The organism is Mesorhizobium sp. M7A.F.Ca.MR.362.00.0.0 (genome assembly GCF_004023175.1).
GTDB lineage: Bacteria > Pseudomonadota > Alphaproteobacteria > Rhizobiales > Rhizobiaceae > Mesorhizobium.
In genome coordinates this window covers 12,819-20,580 of the sequence record NZ_RZTF01000059.1, presented here as the reverse complement: position 1 = coordinate 20,580, position 7,762 = coordinate 12,819, and the positions used below count along the sequence as shown (strand labels likewise).

The window sequence follows — 7,762 nt, the reverse complement described above, 5'->3', positions numbered from 1 at the left end:
CCACTATTTCGCGCAGATCTTTTCCCCACAGCCCGACTTCGCCTCGGACTGGCTGCTCATCGTCGGCGAAGGCCTGCGCGCGCCGAAATTCCTGCTGTCGCAGCGCGTCGCGCTAGCCCGTCGGCTGCGGCGGAATTACATCTACCTGTTCCTGATCCTCTGGCTGGCCTGGGTGCTCAAGATATCCACACCCAGCCTTCAAACCGTGGGCGTCAGGACCGGCTTTGCCGGCTCGCTTCGCCAAGCCGTGGACAGCGCCGCCCTTGGCCCCGTTCCCGGTGTGGCGATCGTGGTTGTTGTGGCCGCATTCTATGTCGGGTTGCTTGCCATCGTCTTTTTCACGGCCGATGACGACGGCGAACTGTCCTTTGGCGACGTGCATGTTTGACGTTGATGTCCGGCGACACGCCGCTGCAATGCAAACGACGGTCCGCGCGTTGACATGGTCGGTCCGCCGAAACGTTTGGGAGAACGGAACTGCGCGCCTAGATGCCGAAGAACTGCTTGCCAACCATGTAGCCCAGTGCCGCTACGACCAGCGGAAACAGTGCCGGCGCGGCTTTGCCTAGAAGGGAGACCTGCAGGTCCTTCGCCGGCGTATGACGTGCATTGCCGAGATTCTTGGTCATTGCTTGCCTCGGGTTCGAAAGACTCATTAGCAAATGCTGATTAACAGCATGGCCGCGTTAACGGCCTGATAGGAAATCAACTCTGATCAAATGCAAATTCTAATGATCGGCACATGGACGGCAAAGACGCGCTACCCTATTTCGCGCGTTCGAAGCATTGGCCGGGACGCGCGGCTGTTCGCGCCAATCGGCAAAACCGCGCCTGAACAACAAGATGGCTCAGGAATCCGATTTAGCAGGTGAACGCCAGCTCCAGAGCCGGTGCAGTTCGCCCGCCGCCTCGCCCGAGCTTCGTGTTGATAGGCGCGGCATCGAACGGCATGCCCGCGGAGAAGGCAGGCCGCATCCCGTCAAAAAATTCGCAAACCAATGTCGGACTTGTTACGCCTCGTTCGTCCTTGGGGTATCGAACAGGCATTTATGAAAGGATCCAGCATATGCCCGGCACCGTACGTTTGCACCGCGTTCTGACGACCAACCCGGAAAAGGTCTATCGCGCCTTCGTTGAAGCGGACGCGCTGGCCAAGTGGCTTCCGCCAAACGGCTTCACCTGCACGGTTCATAATTTCGAGGCAAAGGTCGGAGGCACGTTCAAGATGTCGTTCCGCAATTTCACCACGGGCGACAGCCATTCCTTCGGCGGCGAGTACCTCGAACTCGTCCCGGGCGAGCGCCTGCTCTACACCGACAGGTTCGACGATCCCAATCTGCCCGGCGAGATCCGGGTCACCGTGATCTTGAAAAAAGTGTCGGTCGGCACCGAAATCGACATCACCCAGGCCGGCATTCCGGACGTCGTTCCGGTCGAGGCCTGCTATCTCGGCTGGCAGGAGTCGCTCAGAAATCTGGCAAAGCTCGTCGAACCCGAAATCAATCAATAGGCTGGGGGGTGGCCGGGAGAACGGGTCGTTTCTGGCCTGCCGAAGCCTGAAACTTGGACTGTGGCGGGAACTGCCCTTTATCGCTAGCAATTCATCATCGACACCCCCTGTGACTGGGCGTGTCAATGAAGGATGCAGCGGAGGCTAAAAAAGGCATGACTCTGACCAACCGAGACATCGTCGAGTTAACGGCGTGGCGGCGCCAGCTGCACCAGGCCCCGGAAATCTCGAATGAAGAGGAGAAGACGGCAAGGGAGGTTGTCGCCTTCCTCGCCGATACGGGGCCGGACAAGGTGCTGGCACAACTCGGCGGGCACGGCGTCGCGGCCATATATGACAGCGGCAAAGCGGGGCCGACGGTGCTGTTCCGATCGGAACTCGATGCCTTGCCTATCGAAGAACTTTCAGGCGTACCGCATTCGTCGCGCGTGCCGGGCAAGTCGCATATGTGCGGCCATGACGGACACACCGCGATCCTGGCATCCCTCGGCCGTCAGTTGGGGCGCGAAAGGCCTGCAAGCGGCCGCGTCGTGCTGATGTTCCAGCCGGCGGAGGAAACCGGCAATGGCGCGGCAGGCGTCGTCGCCGATCCGCGCTTCGGCGAGATCGCGCCGGATTTCGCTTTCTCATTGCACAACCTGCCCGGCGTGCCATTTGGCGAGGTGCGGCTCAAAGCCGGCGTGGTCAACTGTGCTTCACGCGGCATGCGCATCGTGCTGGAGGGCAAGACCGCCCATTCGTCCATGCCGGAGACCGGCATTTCGCCGATGCTGGCGGTCAGTGAGCTGATGCCGGCGCTGCCGGCGCTCGGGCGCGGGACCTTCGCCGACGACGGCTTCTCCATGCTGACGGTCACCCATGCCGCGATGGGCGAAGCCGTGTTCGGCATCTCGCCGGCTCACGCCGAGGTGTGGGCCACGCTGCGCACCCGGCGTGACGAGCGCATGGCAAACCTGTGCGCTGCTGCCGAAGCACTGGTTGCCAGGATCGCGGGCGAGCATCGCCTTTCCGTCCGCTGGGACTATCACGAGATCTTCGTCGCCAGCGTCAACGCGCCGGACGCGGTGGAGCATCTGCGGCGCGCACTTGATGAAGAGGGCGTCGCGCACGGCGAAGAAGCCCTGCCGATGCGCGCCTCTGAAGATTTCGGCCTGTTCGGCCACAGTGCCAAGTCGGCGATGTTCTTCCTCGGTGCAGGCGAGCGGCACCCTGCCTTGCACAATCCCGACTATGACTTTCCCGACGACCTGATCCCGATCGGGTCAAGGATCTTCATGCGCACGGCACGTAATTTGCTGGGCTGACCTCCGCCGACCCCAACACCGAAAGGAACACGCAATGCCAACGATGCCAAAGAACACGATTTGCCTCTGGTTCGACAAGGACGCCGAGGCTGCGGCTCGCTTCTACGCGGAGACCTTTCCCGACACCAGGGTGGGCGCCGTTCACCGTGCGCCGAGCGACTTTCCGTCCGGCAAGAAAGGCGACGTGTTGACGGTCGAATTTACCGTTGCCGGCATTCCCTGCATCGGATTGAACGGCGGCTCCACATTCAAGCAGAGCGAGGCCTTCTCGTTCCAGATCGCCACCGACGATCAGCAGGAAACCGACCGCTACTGGAACGCCATCGTCGGCAATGGCGGCCAGGAGAGCGCGTGCGGCTGGTGCAAGGACAAATGGGGCGTGTCCTGGCAAATCACGCCGCGCACGTTGACCGAGGCCATGGCGGCCGGCGGCGAGGAAGCCAAACGCGCCTTTGATGCAATGATGGAGATGACGAAGATCGACGTCGCGGCGATCGATGCAGCCCGGCGCGGCTGACCTCGATCGCAGCTGAGTTGCTATCGGACCTTGATGACGACCTTGCCCTTGGCGCGTCCTGTTTCGACATAGGCCAGCGCCTCGTTGGTCGCCTCGAAGGGAAAGACCCGATCGACGACCGGGCGGATCGCGCCGGCTTCGAGGAGCGATGCGATCTTGCTCAACTGCTCGCCCTGCGCCCACATGAAGAGAAACGAGAACGTCACGCCACGGCGCTTGGCTCTCGCTCGAATACCGCGGCTCAGCAGGCGAAGCACCAGCCTCAGCACCATGTTCAGTCCCTTTTCCCTGGCGAAGTCCGGATCCGGTGGGCCGGAGATGGAGATGAGCTTGCCGCCCGGTTTCAGCACATTCAGTGACTTTTCAAGTGTCTTGGCGTCCTGGCTGTTCAAGACGACGTCGTAGCCCGACAGGACTTTTTCGAAATCGTCTTTCCTGTAGTCGACGACGACATCGGCGCCGAGCCCCTTGACCAGACCGGCACTCGCCGCGCTGGCGGTGGTCGCAACGGTCGCGCCGAGATGCTTTGCCAGTTGGATGGCGAATGTCCCCACGCCGCCGGATCCGGCTTGAATGAAGACCTTCTGTCCCCTCTTCAGGCTGGCCCTTTCGATGAGCACCTGCCAGGCGGTCAGGCCGACCAGCGGGATCGAGGCCGCCTCTTCCATGCTGAGGTTCCCGGGCTTCAGGGCCACGTCGGCTTCATCCATGGCTATGAACTCGGCGAACGTCCCGATCCGGCCATCGCGCGGCCGCGCATAGACGTCGTCGCCGAGTTTGAACTTGCGGACTTTCGATCCCACGCGGACAACCCTCCCGGCCACGTCGTGACCCAGGATGAACGGCCGGCGATAGGGCAGGATCAGCTTGAACTCTCCGGTTTTGACCTTGGAATCGAGCAGGTTCACCGCCGCGGCGTGGACCTCGACCAGGACATCACTGTCCCCGAGTTTCGGCTCCGGCATTTCGGCCAGCCGCAGCGTGCCGTTCTTGCTGTATTTGTCGACGACGAATGCCTTCATGGCAGTGACTTTCTGAGAGATTGTTGATGTTCGGGACGAAAGCCGCCCGGTGAGAGGTGTCAGGCCTCGAGAAAGGCCAATGCTTTCGGAACGAAATTCGCGTGGTTCTGGAACACCCCGCCATGGCCGGCATCCGCATAGATCACCAATTGCGCCCCCGGAATGCGGCGGGCGAGATCGTGGGTATTGACGCTCGGCACCATCCTGTCGTGATCGCCATTTGCGATCAGCGCAGGGACGCGGATGGCGCTCAAATCTTGCGGCGCCTGTAGTCCATAAGCCTTCACCGCCCGGAGTTGCGCGCCGAACGCGCTAAGCGATATCGGCCTGTCGCGGTCAGCCTTCCGCTCTGTCAGCCGCTGCAGGAACGCCTTCGCGGCGCGGCGCCCGTTCACCGTTCTGGTGAAAAACAGATAGTATTTCGGATCCCGAAAAGTCAGCGCACCCTTGATCATGTCCACGATCGTCAGTGGCGTCATCTTGTCGATGCCTTGGCCGCCGGCCGGCCCGGTGCCGGCCAGGATGAGCTTGCGCACAAGCCCGGGCTCGGTCAGCACGATCTCCTGCGCCACGAAGCCGCCGAGTGAGAAACCGAAGAGATCGACTTGATCGAACCCCAGCGCCCGGACAAAGGCGACCGCATCCCGTGCCATCTCGGCGATGCGTGACGGCGTTTTGCCGCCTGAAGCACCAACGCCCCTGTTGTCGAAGGCAATCACCCACCGGGTCGCGGCGAGGCCATCGACGATGCGTGGATCGAAATTGTCCAGTTGAGCGCCGAGATGGTTCAGCAGGATTACCGGCACGCCCGTCCTTGGTCCGAGCTGCCGATAGACGAATGCCGTGCCGCCGACATCGGCGGAGTGCGTTGGCGTGTCTTGGAACGATGCCCGTAAGTGGGGCGACCGCTTGAACCCATGTGTCATGCTTGGCACCTCCGCCTTGCGGGGGCTGGCCAATCGTGTTGTCGTTGCCAGTCGCATGTGCGTAAAATCCTCTGCTCGCTGTTGTTCAAACCGGCAGGCGGAACTGTTTGCGCAGGCTCTTGTCGAATATCCCCGCGGGAGCAAAGCGACGCAGCAGGCTGACTTGGTGCGCTGCCCTGCCGGCGGTGTAGCGCCGTTGCGGACGGGCATCGGTCGCTGCTTTGACGACCACCTGCGCCACCATTTCCGGCCGATCGGCTACGGGCATCACATCGCGAAGCAGCGCTTCCAGCGTAGCTCGAGCCTGATCGTATTCCTGCAACGGCGAATCCGGTTGGATCCCGTTCTGGTCGAAGACAGTGCGAACGAATGCCGGCTCGATCACCGAGACGCGGATATTGAAGGCACGAACCTCGTGGTCGAGCGATTCCGAATAGCCCTCGAGCGCGTGCTTGACCGCCGAATAATGCGCTGAATACGGCGCCGGCACCAGTCCCAGCACAGAGCCGATATTGACGATGCGCCCCTCGCCACGCCGCCGCATCGACGGCAGCACCGCATTGGTCATGCGGATGACGCCGAACAGATTGACGTCGAACAAGGCCTGCACCTGTGCAATCGAGAATTCCTCGGCGCCTCCAAGCTGGCCGACGCCGGCATTGTTGACCAAGAGGTCGATCCGGCCGGTCTGCGACAGCACCGTCGAAACGAGTGCGGCAACGGCCTCACCGTCGGTCACGTCGCAAACCAGCATGGTCACCCCGTCCGGGCCGTTGTCGGCCTTGCGCCGGCTGGTTCCGAAGACCGTGAACCCCGCCTTTGCCAGAGCCTCGGCACTGGCGCGGCCAATGCCCGAAGAGGCTCCCGTCACAACAGCGGTTTTTTCGGAATTCGCATTCATTTCGTGCTCCAAAATCATGAGGGCTAGCTTTTTTGCGCCCGTTGAATTACAGTCGTAATATCAGATTACACTCATAATGCAATAGCAGAAAGGAATAGCAGCCATGCGCTACGAAAAGGGCCGGAAGGACGCCTCGCGCGGACGGATCCTGGAGGTCGCTGCGGAACGCTTTCGCGGCGACGGCATCGCCGCGTCCGGACTGGCGACCATCATGAGCGACGCCGGGCTGACGAACGGCGCCTTCTATCCGCACTTTCAATCCAAGGCGCAGCTTGTCCGCGAAAGCGTGGCGGCGGCGATGGAGCTTCAGGCGCAGCAATTGGCGGAAGCATTGGCTTCGGGCGTGGAGATGGCCATCGGCACGTATCTGTCGGCCGAGCACCGGGACAATCCCGGAAAGGGCTGCGCGTCAGCCGCGCTGCTGCCGGAGCTCGCCCGTCAGCCGCCTGAGACGCGTGAAGCCTATACAGACCACCTGCTGGCTTTGGTGCGCCAGTTGGCCCAAGCGCTACCGCAGGCCAAGGATCCGGAGGGCGTGGCGCTGGCTGTCTTCGCAACGCTCCTCGGCACGCTGCAAATGGCCCGCGCCGTGGGCGGAACGAAATTGTCCGATCGCATCCTCTCGGTGGGGAAAGATGCGGCGAAGACGCTGATCGAGCAGCGTTAGCGCTCCAGGAAGCTGACAGTGAGGAACATGCCGGGTGCTGACGATAGCCGATCCGTCAGATCTTCCGGCTGGCCAGCAGCCTTGTCAGCCAGTCGGGATTCATTTCCGGAACAGAGGACAAAAGCCGTTCGGTATAGGCCGCGTGCGGTGGCGTGAGAACTTCGCTCTTCAATCCCTGCTCGACGACTTTGCCGCGGTGCATGACGACGATTTCGTCGGCTATCGCGCGCACGGTAGCAATGTCATGGGTAATGAAGATGTAGCTCATTCCGAGTTCACGTTGGAGACGTATGAGAAGCTTGAGAATTTCCTCTTGGACGATCTGGTCGAGCGCGGACGTGATCTCGTCGCAGATGATAAGCTCCGGATCGGCAGCCAACGCCCGGGCAATGCAGACGCGCTGTTTTTGGCCACCCGACAGCTCGCCAGGCAGGCGTTCCAGAAAATCTTCGCTCATCTCGACCATGTGCATAAGTTCGCCGATCCGGCGATCCCTCCGCGCGCCCTTGAGGCCGAGGTAGAATTCGAGCGGCCGAGCTATGACTTCTTCGACCGTTTGGCGCGGATTCAGGGCGTTGTCGGGCATTTGATAAATCATCTGGATGCGGCGCAGGACCTCCTTCGGCCGCGTCTTCAGGCCCGTGGAAAGAAGCTGGCCGGCAAAAGAAATCGAACCTGAAATTGGCGGCAAAAGGCCGGTGACGACTCGAGCGAGCGTCGATTTCCCCGAACCGGATTCGCCGACCACAGCCACGGTTCGTCCGCGCGGAACCTTGATGGAGACATCCTGGAGCACCTTGACCTTTCCTGCATAGGCCGCGGTAACGTTGTCTATCGTCAGCAGATACTCATCGGCTGGAACTTCGGGCTTGGCGAGCTTGCGTACGGCCCAGAGCGTTTTTGTATATTCCTGGC

Annotated in this window: 10 protein-coding genes; 5 read left to right on the top strand and 5 right to left on the bottom strand. The window is 61.7% G+C overall.

What is annotated here, in order from left to right; genetic code table 11:
• Positions 1-388: DUF2270 domain-containing protein (locus EOC06_RS42250; RefSeq protein WP_245469487.1), on the top strand; the 388-nt coding region annotated here is incomplete at its 5' end.
• 97 nt (positions 389-485) lie between these two features.
• Here EOC06_RS42250 and EOC06_RS10915 read toward each other — a convergent pair.
• Entirely contained in the window at positions 486-629 is a 144-nt protein-coding gene (locus tag EOC06_RS10915) for a hypothetical protein (protein WP_127271038.1), read from the bottom strand.
• 437 nt (positions 630-1,066) lie between these two features.
• On the opposite strand from EOC06_RS10915, the gene EOC06_RS10910 reads away from it, so the two are divergent.
• From EOC06_RS10910 to EOC06_RS10900, 3 genes are all read left to right on the top strand, one after another.
• Entirely contained in the window at positions 1,067-1,510 is a 444-nt protein-coding gene (locus tag EOC06_RS10910; protein ID WP_128307727.1) for an SRPBCC family protein, read from the top strand.
• 155 nt (positions 1,511-1,665) lie between these two features.
• The gene (locus EOC06_RS10905; RefSeq protein WP_128307726.1) at positions 1,666-2,814 is read left to right on the top strand and encodes an amidohydrolase; all 1,149 of its coding nucleotides are present in this window, start codon (positions 1,666-1,668) and stop codon (positions 2,812-2,814) included.
• Positions 2,815-2,857: 43 nt separating this feature from the next.
• On the top strand, positions 2,858-3,331 hold the full coding sequence (locus EOC06_RS10900; protein WP_174800353.1) for a VOC family protein: 474 nt from the start codon (positions 2,858-2,860) through the stop codon (positions 3,329-3,331).
• Between the two features lie 20 nt (positions 3,332-3,351).
• Here the strand turns inward: EOC06_RS10900 and EOC06_RS10895 are convergent, their stop codons facing one another.
• The 3 genes from EOC06_RS10895 to EOC06_RS10885 all read right to left on the bottom strand — a co-directional run bounded on the left by EOC06_RS10895 (position 3,352) and on the right by EOC06_RS10885 (position 6,180).
• Complete coding sequence (locus EOC06_RS10895; protein ID WP_128307725.1) at positions 3,352-4,353, bottom strand: NADP-dependent oxidoreductase; 1,002 nt, start codon at positions 4,351-4,353, stop codon at positions 3,352-3,354.
• A 59-nt stretch (positions 4,354-4,412) separates the two neighbouring features.
• Positions 4,413-5,279, bottom strand: coding sequence for an alpha/beta fold hydrolase (locus EOC06_RS10890; RefSeq protein WP_128307724.1), 867 nt, complete (start codon positions 5,277-5,279; stop codon positions 4,413-4,415).
• A gap of 85 nt (positions 5,280-5,364) precedes the next feature.
• Positions 5,365-6,180, bottom strand: coding sequence for an oxidoreductase (locus EOC06_RS10885; protein ID WP_128307723.1), 816 nt, complete (start codon positions 6,178-6,180; stop codon positions 5,365-5,367).
• A 103-nt stretch (positions 6,181-6,283) separates the two neighbouring features.
• Between EOC06_RS10885 and EOC06_RS10880 the strand changes: the two genes are divergently transcribed.
• Positions 6,284-6,847 carry a TetR/AcrR family transcriptional regulator gene (locus EOC06_RS10880; RefSeq protein ID WP_128307722.1) on the top strand — a complete coding sequence of 188 codons (564 nt, stop codon included), beginning with the start codon at positions 6,284-6,286 and terminating at the stop codon, positions 6,845-6,847.
• 55 nt (positions 6,848-6,902) lie between these two features.
• Here the strand turns inward: EOC06_RS10880 and EOC06_RS42245 are convergent.
• Positions 6,903-7,762: ABC transporter ATP-binding protein (locus EOC06_RS42245; protein ID WP_245469485.1), on the bottom strand; the 860-nt coding region annotated here is incomplete at its 5' end.

Bases quoted from the DNA above. Each gene is read 5' to 3' on its own strand.
- EOC06_RS10910 (WP_128307727.1), top strand. From the start codon at position 1,067: ATGCCCGGCACCGTACGTTTGCACCGCGTTCTGACGACCAACCCGGAA.
- EOC06_RS10895 (WP_128307725.1), bottom strand. From the start codon at position 4,353: ATGAAGGCATTCGTCGTCGACAAATACAGCAAGAACGGCACGCTGCGG.
- EOC06_RS10900 (WP_174800353.1), top strand. From the start codon at position 2,858: ATGCCAAAGAACACGATTTGCCTCTGGTTCGACAAGGACGCCGAGGCT.
- EOC06_RS10880 (WP_128307722.1), top strand. From the start codon at position 6,284: ATGCGCTACGAAAAGGGCCGGAAGGACGCCTCGCGCGGACGGATCCTG.
- EOC06_RS10915 (WP_127271038.1), bottom strand. From the start codon at position 629: ATGACCAAGAATCTCGGCAATGCACGTCATACGCCGGCGAAGGACCTG.
- EOC06_RS10905 (WP_128307726.1), top strand. From the start codon at position 1,666: ATGACTCTGACCAACCGAGACATCGTCGAGTTAACGGCGTGGCGGCGC.
- EOC06_RS10890 (WP_128307724.1), bottom strand. From the start codon at position 5,279: ATGACACATGGGTTCAAGCGGTCGCCCCACTTACGGGCATCGTTCCAA.
- EOC06_RS10885 (WP_128307723.1), bottom strand. From the start codon at position 6,180: ATGAATGCGAATTCCGAAAAAACCGCTGTTGTGACGGGAGCCTCTTCG.